Origin of the sequence: uncultured Catenibacterium sp. (assembly GCF_900540665.1) — a bacterium.
In the GTDB taxonomy this organism is placed as follows: domain Bacteria; phylum Bacillota_I; class Bacilli_A; order Erysipelotrichales; family Coprobacillaceae; genus Catenibacterium.
In genome coordinates this window covers 1-15,934 of record NZ_UQGV01000060.1, presented here as the reverse complement: position 1 = coordinate 15,934, position 15,934 = coordinate 1, and the positions used below count along the sequence as shown (strand labels likewise).

Here is a 15,934-nt window from a genome sequence, read left to right as displayed (position 1 = left end):
GGCAGTCATTTCTGACTGCCCTTTACAAGTGGAAACCCCCAATAATTTAAAGCGAGTTTTCTATTGACCCCCCCTTAAAAATTAAAGGTTCATTTATTAGGAAGAGTAATCGTAATACAAGTACCTTCTCCTAATTGACTATGTAATTTCACTATTCCTTTATTATAAGAAACAATATGCTTAACAATGGCAAGACCTAATCCTGTACCACCTTTAATTCTACTACGTCCCTTATCAACACGATAGAATCTTTCAAAGACACGTCCTTGGTCTGCAAGTGGTATACCAATACCTGTATCCCTGACTTCAATGACCATATTATCTTCTTTACTATAAATATGAACATAAACATGACCATCTTCTTTGTTGTACTTAATAGCGTTACTTACAAGATTAGAAATCAATGTTTCTATTTGAGATCCATTTCCAATATAAGTAATAGGCTCAACATCTGTATGAAGCTCTACATTGTATTTCAATAATAAACCTTCATAATCTTGTGAGATGTCCTTCATTAATGCCTGCATCTTAACAGGAACTTTTTCTACAATCAAATCATCACTATCTAATCTAGATAACATCAAGATATCATTAATTAAAGAAGACATATTAGTCACTTCAGTTTGAATCTTAGAGAGCATCATCTTTTTCTGATTTTCATCATTGATGAATCCTTGTGATAATAATTCACTATAACCTCTAATAGCTGTAATAGGTGTTTTTAATTCATGAGATACACTAGAGAAGAATTCTTCTCTCATCTTTTGTGAGTTCTTCATTGCAGTAATATCTACAAAGAAGAGTGCTGTACCAAATGGAAGGCGGGAGATTGCACATTGGTAATCAAAATCATGAATCTTTAATTCTATACGTTGTTTTTTAGATGCACTATTTAACGCATTTATAAGATTTGGATAAGAGATATGAGCAACTAAGTTGTCCTTCTCTTTTAAAGGTCCGAGAATCTTTATAGCACTATCATTGACACTTAAGATCATGCCATTCTCATCAAGTAAGATAAAGCCTTCCTCCATCTTTCTTAATATCGCATTGATCTTATCTTGTTCAAATCTGGTCTCTCTCATAGATTTTCTTAATCGATGAGAAAGATTCTCTAATGTATCAATAATAGGCGTGAATTCTTCATAATCTGTTGTTGGGAGTTCAAAACGATAATCTTCAGTCATGTTATTAAGAGACTCACTGATTTCTGTCAAAGGTTGAGTGACTCTCTTAGAGAGTTTACGTGCAACTATGTATGAAAATAATATACTGATCAGTATAGAAATCACAAATGCAGGAGCAAGTTCTGGGAAATAACCCCATAAACCTGAATAAGGGATGGACAATCTTATAATGTGGTTATCTTTATAATAAGCAGCATAGAGAAGTGTCTGATTAGTTGTCTCAGAACGTCTCATTGCATAACCTTCATGATTTGAAGAATGAAGTGCCTGTTGTACTTCTTCTCTTTTCAAATGATTAGAGGAGATGTCATTCTTATATGTATCTGCAAGAACTTTACCTTTTTCATCTATGACAGATATTCTTGTGTCATCAGAGAAAGCAAGTGGATTAAGTGTTTCTATCTGTGTATTGAGATCCTTAGAGTAGTCTAGATTATATTCTATAAGTTTTACAGAATACATCATTTTTCTTTCAGAATCCTCTTTCATTGAGCCAGAAATAATAAATATACTCGTTGCACTACAGATACATAGAGATACTAATAATAATGAGATGAAATATCTCAATATAGATTGTCTCATTATTGACCGTCCTCAATAAAACGATAACCTACACTTCTGATTGTCTTAATATAATGATGCCCATCATCACCAAGTTTTGCACGTAAAGAACGAATATGAACATCTAGGGCTCTCGATTCGCCTACAAAATCATAACCCCAGATATTATTTAAGAGTTCTTCTCTTTCTACAACACGTTCTTTATTTTCTACTAAATAGAGTAATAACTGATACTCTTTATGAGTTAATTCAAGTTTTTCACCCTGCTTTAAAATATTATGTTTAGACTTATCAATTTCTAAAGATGTAGTTTTAATAACCTTTGAATGATGCTGGCTTCTTCTAAGTAATGAGCGAACACGTGCAGCAAGTTCCAGCACTCCAAATGGTTTCGTCATATAATCATCACAACCTGAATCTAATCCTCTTACCTTATCTATTTCACGATCCTTTGCGGATAGAATTAAGATAGGTAAAGTAGTATTGGTCTTTCTTATCTGCTTAATAGCTGAAATACCATCTAATTCTGGTAACATGACATCAAATATTGCAAGATCAGGTGTATCTTCATGAATTGCGACAATTGCATCTATCGCATTATTAAATAGGGTAATTGAATACCCACTTGATTCAAGAGATAACTTAATAATTTCCTGAATATTCTCATCATCTTCTATTACATATATACGTTCGCTCATTGGTTATATCCCCCTTAAATAATACGCTGCTGGTTGATAGATCCTGTTTCCATGAAATCTAACCATTCACAAATATTAGATGCATGATCACCAATTCTTTCTAGATATTTCGCAATCATGAAGTAATCTAAACAGTCATCCGCATTTTCACTATTTTCCTTTATAATCTGAATGATTTCATTCTTAATATCTAAGAATAATGCATCAATATCATCATCCATTCTAGAAATGTTATGGGCTTTATCTACATCACCTTCTACAAAGGCTTCAATAGACTTATGCACCATTTCTTTTGCAGTCTTTAACATATCTGGAATATGTTCTACTGTTCTATAAATATGATCACCAGACAAATCTAAGATAATTTCACAAATATCAGAACACTGGTCACCAATTCTTTCTAGATCAGTCACAATCTTTAATGCAGTAGTTACAATACGTAAATCTCTTGCCACTGGCTGCTGTCTTAACATTAACTTAAAACAAATAGACTCAATAGAACGTTCCATATCATTGATCATACGATCATTTTCCATCACTTCTTTAGCAAGCTTAGTGTTCTTGTTTTTAAATGCAGCAATAGTGTTTTCTAACGCATTTTCTACAAGACCACTCATCTTTTGAAGATCTACATTAAGCGTATCTAGTTCTCTATCAAAACGACTTCTCATAATATTTACCCCTTCATTATAATATATTGATTTAGATTATTAAATATTAACCGAATCTACCAGTGATATAATCTTCTGTTCTCTTATCCTGAGGGAATGAGAAGATCTTTTCTGTATCACCAGTTTCAATGATTTCACCCTGTAAGAAGAATGCTGTATTGTCTGCAATACGTGAAGCCTGCTGCATATTATGTGTCACAATCACAATTGTATAGTCTTTCTTAAGATCCATTAATAAGTCTTCAATCTTAGATGTAGAGATTGGATCTAAGGCACTTGTAGGTTCATCTAATAAGATAACATCTGGATTTACAGCTAAACATCTCGCAATACATAATCTCTGCTGCTGACCACCAGATAAACCTAATGCACTCGTATCTAAACAATCTGCAATTTCATCATATAAAGCCGCCTGCTTTAATGATCTAATAACAATCTTTTCTAATTCAGCATGATTCTTAATACCATGAATTCTAGGTCCATAGGCAATGTTATCAAAGATACTCATTGGGAATGGGTTTGGCTGCTGGAATACCATACCTACTTTCTTTCTTAATAAAGTCGTATCTACTCTAGGATCAAAGATGTCTTCACCATCTAGTGTCACCTGACCAGTAATCTTTACACCTTTTACATAGTCCTGCATACGGTTTAATGTTTTAAGGAATGTAGATTTACCACATCCAGAAGGACCGATGAATGCTGTGATCTTATGTTCTGGGATATCTAGACTTGCATCCTTTAAGGCATGCTTTTCACCATACCATAAGTTTAAATTCTTAATTTCCATTTTATTCATATATATTTACCTCATTATTTTGCTTTTTCTACATTAAATCTACTAGAGAGCCATTTAGCGATAAAGTTCATGATTAACACAAGAATAATCAAGATCATCGCAATCACAAAGGCCTGTACATATTCAGCATTACTCATTGCCATATAAAGCTGGATAGTGAGTGTTCCACCACTTTCCATTAAGTGTGTAAAGAATCCTCTTGGCATGAAGTAGCCACTACCTGCTGTAAATAATAAGGCAGCTGATTCAGCCACTATACGACCCATACCAAGAATCACACCAGTTAAGATACCAGGCATTGCACTTGGAAGAATCACAGTACGAATCATATACCACTTAGTTGAACCAATACCTAATGCTGCTTCACGATATGAAGAAGGGACTGATTCTAAGGCAACCTGAGTGTTTCTAATAATAATCGGTAAGATAAGAATAGTTAAAGTGAAACAACCATTTATAACTGAATATCCTAAATGAAGCATTTCACCAAAGAAGATCATACCAAACAATCCAAAGATAATAGATGGAATACCTGATAATACTTCTGTTGTAAATGAGACAGCTGCAACAAACTTCTTATTCTTTGCATACTCATTTAAGTAAATAGCAGCACCAATACCAATTGGGCAAGCAAATAATAGAGTACCTACTACAATATAAAGAGTATTGATGATGTTACCTAATAAACCTTCAGGGTTCATTAACTGACTCATTGGTTCAATTAAATTCTTGAAATGGAAATGGGGAATGGCTTTTGAGAATACATAACCAATAATGACAAGAATTAAGATACTAGAGAAACCGGCACATAGATAAATAAGTCCACGTAGTATAGTGTCTCCTATTCTTTTCTTTTTATGATATAACGTTCTATCCACAGCGTTCACTTCCTTTAATGGAGATGTAGCTGATACTTTTTTAGAATCTGCTTTATCCATTTTCTTCACCCTTCTTTAGAATCTTCATTAATACAATATTGATAATCATAATGAAGACGAATAATACTAAACCGATTGTAAATAATACTTGTCTATGTACACCACTTGAGTAAGACATTTCAGATACGATAGCTGTTGTTAAGAAACGTACTGAATTGAATGGTGCTGGTAAATTAACAGCATTACCAGCAACAAGTAAGATTGCCATTGCTTCACCAATAGCACGCCCAACACCTAATACAATAGCACTCATGATCCCATTCTTAGCAGCCGGAATAACTACTTTAAAGATTGTCTGAATCTTAGTTGCACCAAGTGCATAAGAACTTAATCTCAAATGATTTGGAACAGTTTCTAGAGCTGTTTCAGAGACATTGATTAATGTTGGTAAGATCATGATAACTAATACAATAATTGCAGCAATTAAGTTAGCCCCACCAGTGAACTGATGTGAATGAGATGTATGATAAAAAAACTTTTCTAACTTATACATCTGTGGGTTAATGATCAAGATACCAAGTAACCCATAAACAACTGATGGAATACCAGCTAATAATTCAATAGCTGCTTTCATAATCTTCTTTGGAGTACCAGTGACCATTTCACTTAATGCAGCTGCGGTAAATAAACCAACAGGGATTGCGATTAAGACTGCAAGTAAAGTACCAACAATAGAAGTTAAGATAATGTAAAGAATACCGAACTTTCCTTGAGAAGGAACCCATTCTGTTTTAAATAAGATATTTCCAATACCAACCTTAGCAAGTGCAGGTGTGCCGCTATAGATCATGTAGGCAGTAATAGCGACGACTGCAACTATTGAAAAAGCAGCACATACACTAACGATTAATGCGGCTGCCTTTTCTGATGCTTGTCTACTTTTATTGGTACCGACAATGCTATTTAGCACTGATTAAACCTACTTTTTTAATGATAGCCTGCCCTTCATCACTATCAATATAATTGAATAATGCCTGAACTAATTTAGACTGTTTTTCGATTTTACCTTTAGTAGCCATTACGAATGGTCTCTGTAAAGCATATTTACCAGCTTTAATGTTCTTAACTGTACAATCAACACCTTCCAACTGTAATGTGTTGATTGATTTATCAACTGCATCTAGTGATACATAACCAATAGCACCTTCAATAGAAGCACACTTAGCAACTACTGCACCAGTATTATCTAATTCCTGTGCATACTGACATTTATCTTTAACATCTAGTAATTCTTCAAATGCACCTCTTGTACCAGAAGCAGCTTCTCTACCAATTACAACGATCTTTTCATCTTTACCACCAAGTTCTTTCCAGTTAGTGATTTCACCAGTATAGATCTTAGTTAACTGTTCTTTAGTTACATTCTTAACAGTATTATCTTTGTTAACTGCAACTGCGATACCATCAATTGCGACAATGTTTTCTTCAAGACCCTGGCTCTTTTCTTCATCAGTTAATGCTCTTGATGAATCACCGATGTCAGCTTTACCATTTAATACTGAAGAGATTCCAGCAGATGAACCTGTAAACTGTGCTTCAACTGTTACATTAGGATTTTTCTGTTTAAATGATTCACCTAAAGCAGTAACGAATTTTTCCATTGATGTAGAACCATCAAGTGATATTTTTCCTGATAGATCTGCTATGTTGCTTGATGAAGAATCTTTAGTTCCTCCACAACCAGCAAGTGAGAATGCTAGTACACATGTAAGTACAAGCGTTAATATTTTTTTCATATTTACTTTTTTCCTCCCGTCTTCTTAAGACACATACATCATAGTTTTTTCTCCTTAACAAAAAAATCATATTTGTGTATGTATTATCTTAAGATTGTGTAAAAGTGATTTTTTACTTTTTACAAAAATACGGTTGTTTTATTGTTTAAACAATAGTACAATTTGGTCACATTTTAGGAGGCGAATGTTAAATTTATGTTATATGAAAAGGAAATAAAGCAGAAACGATCTGTAAAAGCCCTCAAATCGTTTGCCTGCGTTATTGTTGCATCATGTTTGATGGCATTTAATATTAAGACATTTGTACGTGCTGGCGAGTTAGTACCTGGTGGTATTACAGGTATGACTCTGTTAATACAGAGAATAATGTTAAAGTTTGCTAATATTTCTATACCTTATTCTGTACTGAATATTTCATTAAATGCGATTCCCGCAATTATTGGTTTTAAGCTGATTTCAAAACGTTTTACTGGTTATAGTGTATTAATGATTGTTTTGAACTCATTCTTAGTTGATTTAATTCCTTCTTATAAGGTGACAACAGATCCATTACTCATTGCTTTATTTGGTGGTCTATTAAATGGTTTAGCTATCTCTATTGCCTTATATGGTAAAGCAAGTTCTGGTGGAACAGACTTTATTGCGGTCTATATTCATCGTAAGTGGAATATCTCTTCTTGGAATATCATCCTTGGATTTAATATTATTCTATTATTAATTTCAGGAATGTTATTTGGATTTGAAGCATCTCTTTACTCTATTGTCTTCCAGTTCGTATCTACTCAGGCAATAGATACTTTCCATAAATCAGATCAGCAGATGACATTATTCATCATATCTAATAAAGCAGATGAATTAGAAAGAGAATTACTTATTAAGACACATCACGGTATGACTCGTTTTACTGGTGAAGGATCTCATACACATGAAGATCGTGTTATGCTTTATACAGTAGTCAGTGCTGCAGAAGTGAATGATGTATATGAAATCATCAAAAGTATTGATAAACAGGCTTTCGTTAATATTGTAAAAACAAGTGCTGTAAAAGGTAGGTTCTATCAGGAACCTATTGATTAACCTGGATTTTATTCCAGGTTTTTTTAATGTATAGATTATGTATGGTTATCATCGAATAAAGAGTTTCTAAAATTTGTGTAAAAAAAATCCTCCATAAGGAGGATCATGCACTACATAAATATTCTTTTGGCTTGATATGGATGAAATATAAATGCAGTGGCTGTTTTTCAATCAATGCCCTAATGATTAAAAGGATCAGCGTTCCTAGGAAAATCAAAGTTATAATGAGTTAAAAGTATGAGGGTTTCATTAATTACTCACTTTATATCCATGTTCAATAAGGGATTTAATTATTAGCAATACTCTTACGAGCAGTGATCATTCTTATCCTCGCACCCGAATAAGAATGTACAGGAGATGCAGACATATCTGCACAAGATCATGAGGTCCCTACACCCCACGATATGTATAACTAGATTTTCCTATCTTAAGACCTTAGTCTTAAGATGATAATATATTATCACCATATCTGTATTTTATCAATGATAATAATAAAAAAATGTCATGAGCTGGACATCTCATGACGATTTAGGAAGCAAAAATTCATTTTCTTTTTGCACCTTTATAATAAACCTATAATATCATTAAACAAGTGGTCTTAAGGATGTTGTGTGATTGTTACAAAAAAAGCGAATTTATCTGCATAAAATCCACTTTTTTTGTAACTTTAGTAGATATATTCTTCTTTCTTCTGTTTTCTCTCATATATATAGATAAATGGAGCATATACAAGTAATGAGATACATATACATATGAGATGTGATATTGCCCCATAGATACTTCCTCCAGTGACTAAGAAACCTAGTAAAATAGGTGGCATAACCCAAGGTATTTCTATCACAATACGAGGACAGAATCCTATTGAAATAAGGAAATAACCTACTGTCAAAGTCACAAGTGGCGTGAGAATAAATGGTATATCTAGAAGTGGATTAAAAACAATAGGCATACCAAAGATCACTGTTTCATTGATATTCATTAAACTTGGGAATAAAGAGATATTCGCAATCAATCTATTATCACCTCTCTTAGAGAAGAGAAGTATATATAAAACTAAGCCTAGAGTTGCCCCTGATCCTCCAATATCCGCGAACATCTGAAACATCGAAGTATTCAATATATAAGGAATGTCTTTACCTCTTAATCCTGCATTATAAGCAGCCATATTAATATAAAGTAATGGTCGATAGAATGATTCAATGAGTGGTGACAGCAAATTCTTACCATGGAATCCTACTATCCAGAATAATGAGATAATAAAATATAATACAAGTACTGCAATCAGATTATCCCCTGTCAAAAGTTGTAATGGGAGCTGCACAAGATTATATATATTTGTATTAATTGTATGTCCTGTACTTATAATACTAAGATAAGAGATAGAACTCATAATTAAAAGTGTCAGGAAGGTTGGTACGATATTCATGAATGATAATACCTGATTCGTAGAAACCTGGCTAGGAAGCTTAATTAAGAGACAGTCACAGTTTCTTAATAGATGATAGAGTTCAGTCGCAATAATCGCAACAAACATTGCGGTAAAAAGACCTGTTGAAGATGTATAAAGCGTACCCAATCCCTGTGCTGTAAAATCACTTAAACTTACTCCCACAGAATGTGGTATATGTACAAAGGTGGATAGTTTTGTCTCAATAATAGCTCCGCCACTTGTATGTAGTAGCACATTGATATGTAAACCATCTATTGTATGTGGTGTAACAATCAGCCAGCTTAAAAAGCTAACAATAACAGGATAAATATCTTTATCTCCATTCGCCTGTGCAATTTCACTAGATAGTAATAAAACAATCACAATAGACATACATGAAATTGATGCATAGTTTAATGCTTCAAAGATCGGACTAAAAAACTTTAAATCCATAATAAGTGGAAAAATAGCACCTAATCCACCATTTTCATTCACTAATACATTTGTCCAAAGCATGCCAACAGCACCTGCTAGAGATATTGGCATATAATTCTGAAACGTATTTTTAATCGCATTTAAATATTTATTCTGAGAGCATCTTAGTGCCACCCAGGATAAAACATCTAGTAATTTATTCATCCCATCACCCCTTCGCACTCCCATATTACATTTTTCAAAAGAAAAAGTCCATCACTAGATGGACTATTCAAAAGAAGGATTTAGAAAACAATCTTCGCAATAATTCTTGCTTTAATAACACCTTCGTGATTTTCAATCACTTTAGTGATATCTTCTGATAAATCATTTGTATCAATGACAGTATATGCATATTCGCCACGTGCTTTATTGACCATGTTTTCAATGTTCATGCTCTTTTTCGCAAACGCGTTCGCAAATACAGCTAACATGTTAGGAATATTCTTATGAATAATACATACACGATATGTTGTTGTACGTGGTTCTACAACTGTAGGTAAGTTAACAGAGTTCTGAATATTACCATTTTCTAAGTAATCCATCATTTCTTTTACAGCCATAGTTGCACAGTTATCTTCTGATTCTGGAGTAGAAGCACCTAAGTGTGGTAATACAACTGTATTTTCAGTTTCTACAAGTTCTTTAGAACCAAAGTCTGTAATATAACGTGCCACTTTTCCTGATTTTAATGCCTTGATAATATCTTCTGTATTGACCAATGTATCACGTGCAAAGTTGAGGATACGTACATCATCTTTCATCATTGCAAGTGACTTCTTGTTGATCATATTCTTTGTATCAGGAGTTGCTGGTACATGGATAGTAATATAGTCACATTCCTTGAATAATTCTTCTACAGTAGCTGCTTTATGAACCCATTTAGATAATTTCCACGCTGCATTGACACTGATAAATGGATCATAACCATAAACTTCCATGCCTAACTTAACAGCTGCATTGGCTACATTCACACCAATTGCACCTAAACCAATAACCCCAAGCTTCTTACCATCAATTTCAGGACCAACAAACTGGCTCTTACCTTTTTCTACAGCTTTTCCAAAATCATCAGCCGGTAATGTCTTTACCCATTCAATACCAGGAATCACCTGTCTTGAACTTAAGATTAAAGCACATAATACTAATTCTTTAACCGCATTCGCATTAGCCCCTGGTGTATTAAATACACAGATTCCTTTTTCAGTACATGCATCTACAGGAATATTGTTGACACCTGCACCAGCTCTTGCGATAGCCTTTAATTCAGTTGGAAAATCATAGTCATGTAATTTAGCTGATCTGACTAAAATCCCATCTTCATGTTCTAAGTCATCACCGACTTCATAATTATCATCAAAGATTTCTAAGCCCTGTTCAGAAATCTTATTTAAAGTTTTAATCTTATACATATTAATTATGTTTCCCCTCGAATTCTTTCATGAAATTAACTAAATATTCTACACCTTCATATGGCATTGCATTGTAGATAGATGCTCTAATACCACCTACACTACGATGTCCTTTTAAGTTTGTCATACCTGCTGCAATAGATTCCTTTACAAATTCAGCATCTAATTCTTTAGATGGTGTTGTGAAAGTTACATTCATATTAGAACGTGCATCTTTCTTTGCATGTGGTTTATAGAAATCAGACTGATCTAAGTAGTCATAAAGAAGTTTTGCTTTCTTTTCATTCTTTTCCTTCATCACTTCTAGTCCACCCTGTTCATCAATCCATTTCACTACGAGACCTAACATATAAATAGCCCAGCATGGTGGTGTGTTATACATAGAATCCTTTTCTAACATTGTATCTAATTCAGAAAGAACTGGAATATTGGCTGGATGTGGTTTTACAAGATCTTCTCTAATAATCACAACACCAAGTCCGGCAATACCCATATTCTTTTGTGCACCGGCATAAATAACACCATATTTAGAAACATCTACAGGTCTTGATAAGATATCTGAAGACATATCTACAACAAGGGGTGCGCCCTTTGTATCTGGTACGTAATTCCATTCTGTACCATAGATTGTGTTGTTGTTACAAAGATGTACATAATCAACACCTTCACGAATATCTAACTGATCCTGTGTTGGAATTTCTGTAAAATCGTTGTCCTTACCGTTGTAGGCAATATGAACATCCCCAAACTTAGCAGCTTCTTTTGCAGCTTTGCCAGAGAAGCTTCCTGTAACAATATAATCTGATTTACCATTTACCATAAGATTTAAGGCAATGTTTGTAAATTCCTGTGTTGCCCCACCTTGTAATAATAAAATCTTATAGTTATCTGGAATATTTAAAACTTTCTTTAAAGTTGCTTTTGTATCATCAAAAATCTTTTGGTATGTTGAGGAACGATGACTCATCTCCATTACGCTCATTCCTGAGCCTTTATAATTCAGCATCTGATCAGCTGCTTCCTTTAATACCTCTACAGGTAACTGAGATGGTCCTGCAGAAAAATTATAAACTCTCTTATCTGTCATTTTCGATTTCCTCCTTGTTAATTTAAATGCATTATATTAGTTTAATACAAATTTGTCCACTGATATTATTAAAATACACAAATTTATTAAAAATTATTGTAGATTGTATACAATGCAGATGCGTTTTGATAGAGATAGACTCATTGCGATAAATCATTATAATTAGAATTAAGAAAGAGGTGGCTTATGGAGAAATTTAAGAATGCGACAATCCATGATGTATTTGCAGGTATTATTGTTGCTTTTATATCTATTCCTATATCAATGGGATATGCTCAGGTAGCAGGTCTACCAATGTTCTATGGTTTATATGGTTCTTTAGTTCCTATTCTCGTATTTAGTTTATTTACTACGAGTCATGATTTTGTCTATGGTGTAGATGCAGCCCCTGCAGCCTTAACTGGAAGTGCTCTTGCAACTCTTGGTATTACTGCCGGGACAAAGGAAGCAATGCAGGTCGTACCTGTTATAGCATTGATGGTAGCTTTATGGCTGATCTTCTTTTCATTCATTAAAGCAGGACGTGCAGTTAAGTATATTTCTACACCTGTCATGGGTGGATTTGTAACGGGTATCTGTTTATCTATTATTATGATGCTTGTTCCTAAATTATTTGGTGGATCAACAGGTACAGGTGAAATATTTGAACTAGTCAATCATATCATTAAAGAGTTACCACTCTTTAATGGTTTATCTTTTGTATTAGGTATTAGTACCCTTGTCATTATTCTTGTTGTAAAAAGAATAAATAAAAAGATTCCTATGCCTATTCTTATGATGTTTATAGGGGCTTTATTGACTGCCCTATTCCCTTTAGAAAAATATGGAGTGAAGTTATTACCTCATGTTGATCCAGGTTTACCCAAGTTTATGATTCCTTCTGTGGCTCATGTAGATATTTCTGCTTTATTCTTTACTACATTATCTATTGCGATAGTTGTACTCGCACAGACTTTATTATCTGCACAGGGTAATGCAATGAAGGATGGCTATAAATTAGATGGAAACAAAGAAATATTTGCCTATGGTATGGCTGAACTAGCTACTTCACTTGTAGGATGCTGTCCGACAAATGGTTCTGTTTCTAGAACTGGTCTTGCAAGACAGTATGGATGTAAGACTCAGGTGATGAGCTTATCAGCTGCTGCAACTATGGCACTTCTTCTATTATTTGGTACAGGGTTTATTGAATATCTTCCTGTTCCTATTTTAACGGCGATTGTGATTACTGCCTTACTTGGTGCCTGTCACTTTGCGTTAGGTCAACGTTTATTTAAAGAAAGTAGAAATGAGTTCTATATCTTTATGGCAGCATGTTGTGGAGTACTTATCTTTGGTACTATTTATGGTGTAGTGATTGGTATTGTCTTATCATTCCTTGCGGTAGTTATTAAGGCAGTCACTCCACCAGCACATTTCTTAGGTGTTATTCCTGGACAGACAGGTTTCTTTAACCTAGAGAAAAATGCGAATGCAAGACCAATTAAACATACTATTATTTATCGTTTCCCAGGAAATCTCTTCTTTGCAAATATTGATAAATTCCAGGAAGATATAGAAAAGGCAATTAAAGAGGACACTGAACAAGTTATTGTAGATGCTTCTGGTATTAGTAATATTGACTTTACTGCGATTGATCGTTTGATTATCTTCTATAATGATTTAAAGAAAAGAAATATAGATTTCTATCTAACGCGTCATATGGATCATCTTAATCAGGCATTAAGAGAAAATGGCGGTATAGATATTATTACAAGTGGTCATGTGAGACGTACAATGCAGCAGGCATTATTAGATTGTGGGCTTGTCCCTCCTTATCCATTAGAAGATCTAGAAACATCTCCTACCTCATTTATACAGCCTGAATTAGAATGGGCTTTTGGAGATGAAGCTGAAAAGTATAAACAGAAGATGACACAGGAAATGTTGGATAAGATTCATTCTAAAACTGACTTATCTCCCGAATTATTAAAGGATATTGAAAATCATACAAACTTTGGTGAGATTGGTTTAATTGAAGCAGATGAATTCTTATCAAGATTAGAAATGCATATTCCAGAAATCATGGAAAAGATTCATGAAAATGAGCAGTATGTAGAAGAACGACTTGAACAATATCGTGATCGTATTGAAGAAAAGTTATATGACATGAATCCTGAAACATTACGTGTATTAAAACAATACCGTAGTAAATATGAAAAGAAGCTACAGGAATTAAACCCTCATGCTTTTAATCATTATAAAGAACTCCATCAGAAACATTTAGAAAGACTAGAGAAAAACAAAAAGTGAGGATGAATTCATCTTCACTTTTTACATTAAGGAGTAATACAATTATCAAATATTATCCGAGGATTTTCAAAGCAGCATCTAATACCTTTTCACCGTTCATCATTCCATAGTCACGCATATTGATAACTTCAATTGGTGTAGAAGTTAATTCTCTTAATCTCTTTTCCATATGACGAACTTGTGGACCTAACATAATGACATCCCAGTCATTGAGTTCTTTTTCTGCATCTGTTACTGGGAGAGCCTTTACTTCCATTTCAATGCCTTTATTTTGTGCTGCCTTTTCCATCTTCAATACAAGCATACTTGTTGACATACCAGCATTACATACCAATAAGATTTTATTCATAAGTCTCTCTCCTTCCTTTAAATTTATTATATATTTATTAAATTCTGTTGAGCTATTCAATACAAATTAAGGTATAAAATTATCAATATTTATATTTTATTGAAGTACTTTTATGATAGAAATATATCAAAAAAGTGAAGATGACCCAGTCTTCACTTTCGTTGTTAAGGAGTTTGACAATTGTATATTTTTTAATGATTTTCAAAGCAGCATCAAGTACTTTTTCACCATTCATCATACCTAATGACTTTAATTGGTTAAGTTATTCTCCTTTCCTATGTGTTTCATTATATATTTCTCTCCATATATTTCTATGAAATCACGTGAACTAGAAGAATACTTATCAAACTCAATCATCATATTTCCTTTTGTATGAAAAAAATTTGTCAATCTTCTCTTACTTCATTGTTTTTTCCCAGACATCCGCTATATTACGACCTACATCTTCTGGATGATGCGCATCACTTGCAGTAATCATCTGAACATGATGTTTTTTCAAAGTCTGTAATAATTGGTCTGATAAGCCAATATCAGGTGTATGATAACGATAGTAACATCCTACATTGTTTTCTGCTTTCATATGATGTTCATTTAATAATTCAGCAAGTTCATCATATGTAGGCTGTAAGTCATAAGTAGGATAATGGCCAAACATTTTGATTGTATCTGGATGTGCAAGCTGTGTAAATAAATCAGACTTTACAAGTGAGAAGACACATTCATAGTATCTCTTATAGATTTTATCCACAGGATACTTGTTCCATAAGATTTCTTCTGACCATTTCATGTCATAGAGTTTACCATCGATAGAATGTATTGCCCCTACTAAGAAATCAAAATGATAAGGTTTTAATATTTCTCGAATTGTTTCTTCATATTCAGGTACATAACATACCTCTAAACCAAAAGAAACCTTAATAGGAAGTTCCATTGCCTTGATTTCTTTAATCAAAGCATAATATTCATCTAAAGTATTATGAAACTTCATTTCTTTATTGTTTAACCATTCTTCCTGATAAGGAGATGCTTTTCTTACGCCTTCATAAACAGGTCTAAATTCCTTAAAACGATGTGTGTGATCAAGAATCTGTATTTCATCCATACCATTCTTTACTGCACTTTCCACAAACTGTAGTACATATTCTTTTGAGAGATCCCCATATTCTAGATGCATATGTCCATCTATCATAAATATCACCTTCCTTTTTTGGATTATAACACATA

At 33.5% G+C, this 15,934-nt stretch carries 14 protein-coding genes; 2 read left to right on the top strand and 12 right to left on the bottom strand.

Translation table 11 applies throughout. The annotated features are described in order from the left end of the window. Window positions 1-89 precede the first annotated feature (89 nt). Genes QZQ55_RS08210 through QZQ55_RS08180 form a run of 7 tightly spaced genes read right to left on the bottom strand, consistent with a single transcriptional unit; the run spans window position 90 to window position 6,590 of the window. A complete protein-coding gene (locus tag QZQ55_RS08210; protein WP_295092152.1) occupies window positions 90-1,769 on the bottom strand; it encodes an ATP-binding protein in 1,680 nt (559 codons plus the stop codon). Then, window positions 1,769-2,446: a response regulator transcription factor gene (locus tag QZQ55_RS08205; RefSeq protein WP_295092149.1), complete on the bottom strand. Its 678-nt coding sequence runs from the start codon at window positions 2,444-2,446 to the stop codon at window positions 1,769-1,771. The genes QZQ55_RS08210 and QZQ55_RS08205 overlap by 1 nt, the downstream gene beginning before the upstream one ends. Window positions 2,447-2,460: 14 nt before the next feature. After that, on the bottom strand, window positions 2,461-3,117 hold the full coding sequence (gene phoU, locus QZQ55_RS08200; RefSeq protein ID WP_295092147.1) for a phosphate signaling complex protein PhoU: 657 nt from the start codon (window positions 3,115-3,117) through the stop codon (window positions 2,461-2,463). Between the two features lie 46 nt (window positions 3,118-3,163). After that, window positions 3,164-3,916, bottom strand: coding sequence for a phosphate ABC transporter ATP-binding protein PstB (gene pstB, locus QZQ55_RS08195; RefSeq protein WP_295092144.1), 753 nt, complete (start codon window positions 3,914-3,916; stop codon window positions 3,164-3,166). 14 nt (window positions 3,917-3,930) lie between these two features. Beyond that, the gene (gene pstA, locus QZQ55_RS08190; RefSeq protein ID WP_295092142.1) at window positions 3,931-4,854 is read right to left on the bottom strand and encodes a phosphate ABC transporter permease PstA; all 924 of its coding nucleotides are present in this window, start codon (window positions 4,852-4,854) and stop codon (window positions 3,931-3,933) included. After that, window positions 4,847-5,764: a phosphate ABC transporter permease subunit PstC gene (gene pstC / locus QZQ55_RS08185; protein WP_295092139.1), complete on the bottom strand. Its 918-nt coding sequence runs from the start codon at window positions 5,762-5,764 to the stop codon at window positions 4,847-4,849. The genes pstA and pstC overlap by 8 nt, the downstream gene beginning before the upstream one ends. Then, window positions 5,754-6,590, bottom strand: coding sequence for a phosphate ABC transporter substrate-binding protein (locus tag QZQ55_RS08180; protein ID WP_295092136.1), 837 nt, complete (start codon window positions 6,588-6,590; stop codon window positions 5,754-5,756). Before QZQ55_RS08180 ends, pstC begins: the two co-directional genes overlap by 11 nt. 195 nt (window positions 6,591-6,785) lie before the next feature. On the opposite strand from QZQ55_RS08180, the gene QZQ55_RS08175 reads away from it, so the two are divergent. Then, window positions 6,786-7,667, top strand: coding sequence for a YitT family protein (locus QZQ55_RS08175; RefSeq protein ID WP_295092133.1), 882 nt, complete (start codon window positions 6,786-6,788; stop codon window positions 7,665-7,667). 667 nt (window positions 7,668-8,334) lie between these two features. Here the strand turns inward: QZQ55_RS08175 and QZQ55_RS08170 are convergent. The 3 genes from QZQ55_RS08170 to serC form a co-directional block, all read right to left on the bottom strand. Next, complete coding sequence (locus QZQ55_RS08170) at window positions 8,335-9,735, bottom strand: PTS sugar transporter subunit IIC (protein WP_295092130.1); 1,401 nt, start codon at window positions 9,733-9,735, stop codon at window positions 8,335-8,337. Between the two features lie 80 nt (window positions 9,736-9,815). Next, window positions 9,816-10,982, bottom strand: coding sequence for a phosphoglycerate dehydrogenase (locus QZQ55_RS08165; RefSeq protein WP_295092127.1), 1,167 nt, complete (start codon window positions 10,980-10,982; stop codon window positions 9,816-9,818). Window position 10,983: 1 nt separating this feature from the next. Then, entirely contained in the window at window positions 10,984-12,069 is a 1,086-nt protein-coding gene (gene serC / locus QZQ55_RS08160; protein WP_295092124.1) for a 3-phosphoserine/phosphohydroxythreonine transaminase, read from the bottom strand. A 186-nt stretch (window positions 12,070-12,255) separates the two neighbouring features. Here serC and QZQ55_RS08155 point away from each other — a divergent pair, with 186 nt between their 5' ends. Then, window positions 12,256-14,361: a SulP family inorganic anion transporter gene (locus QZQ55_RS08155; protein ID WP_295092121.1), complete on the top strand. Its 2,106-nt coding sequence runs from the start codon at window positions 12,256-12,258 to the stop codon at window positions 14,359-14,361. Between the two features lie 52 nt (window positions 14,362-14,413). On the opposite strand, the gene QZQ55_RS08150 is transcribed toward QZQ55_RS08155, so the two are convergent. Both QZQ55_RS08150 and QZQ55_RS08145 read right to left on the bottom strand, forming a co-directional pair. After that, the gene (locus QZQ55_RS08150; RefSeq protein WP_295092118.1) at window positions 14,414-14,710 is read right to left on the bottom strand and encodes a PTS sugar transporter subunit IIB; all 297 of its coding nucleotides are present in this window, start codon (window positions 14,708-14,710) and stop codon (window positions 14,414-14,416) included. Window positions 14,711-15,107: 397 nt separating this feature from the next. Continuing rightward, window positions 15,108-15,899 (bottom strand): histidinol-phosphatase HisJ family protein, encoded by a 792-nt coding sequence (locus QZQ55_RS08145; protein ID WP_295092116.1) that lies wholly within the window; start codon window positions 15,897-15,899, stop codon window positions 15,108-15,110. Window positions 15,900-15,934 lie beyond the last annotated feature (35 nt).

Excerpts from the sequence above, each read along its gene's own strand:
- QZQ55_RS08180 (WP_295092136.1), bottom strand. The coding sequence starts at position 6,590 with ATGAAAAAAATATTAACGCTTGTACTTACATGTGTACTAGCATTCTCA.
- QZQ55_RS08150 (WP_295092118.1), bottom strand. The coding sequence starts at position 14,710 with ATGAATAAAATCTTATTGGTATGTAATGCTGGTATGTCAACAAGTATG.
- QZQ55_RS08170 (WP_295092130.1), bottom strand. The coding sequence starts at position 9,735 with ATGAATAAATTACTAGATGTTTTATCCTGGGTGGCACTAAGATGCTCT.
- serC (WP_295092124.1), bottom strand. The coding sequence starts at position 12,069 with ATGACAGATAAGAGAGTTTATAATTTTTCTGCAGGACCATCTCAGTTA.
- pstB (WP_295092144.1), bottom strand. The coding sequence starts at position 3,916 with ATGAATAAAATGGAAATTAAGAATTTAAACTTATGGTATGGTGAAAAG.
- QZQ55_RS08175 (WP_295092133.1), top strand. The coding sequence starts at position 6,786 with ATGTTATATGAAAAGGAAATAAAGCAGAAACGATCTGTAAAAGCCCTC.
- QZQ55_RS08155 (WP_295092121.1), top strand. The coding sequence starts at position 12,256 with ATGGAGAAATTTAAGAATGCGACAATCCATGATGTATTTGCAGGTATT.
- QZQ55_RS08205 (WP_295092149.1), bottom strand. The coding sequence starts at position 2,446 with ATGAGCGAACGTATATATGTAATAGAAGATGATGAGAATATTCAGGAA.
- QZQ55_RS08165 (WP_295092127.1), bottom strand. The coding sequence starts at position 10,982 with ATGTATAAGATTAAAACTTTAAATAAGATTTCTGAACAGGGCTTAGAA.
- QZQ55_RS08210 (WP_295092152.1), bottom strand. The coding sequence starts at position 1,769 with ATGAGACAATCTATATTGAGATATTTCATCTCATTATTATTAGTATCT.
- pstA (WP_295092142.1), bottom strand. The coding sequence starts at position 4,854 with ATGGATAAAGCAGATTCTAAAAAAGTATCAGCTACATCTCCATTAAAG.
- QZQ55_RS08145 (WP_295092116.1), bottom strand. The coding sequence starts at position 15,899 with ATGATAGATGGACATATGCATCTAGAATATGGGGATCTCTCAAAAGAA.
- phoU (WP_295092147.1), bottom strand. The coding sequence starts at position 3,117 with ATGAGAAGTCGTTTTGATAGAGAACTAGATACGCTTAATGTAGATCTT.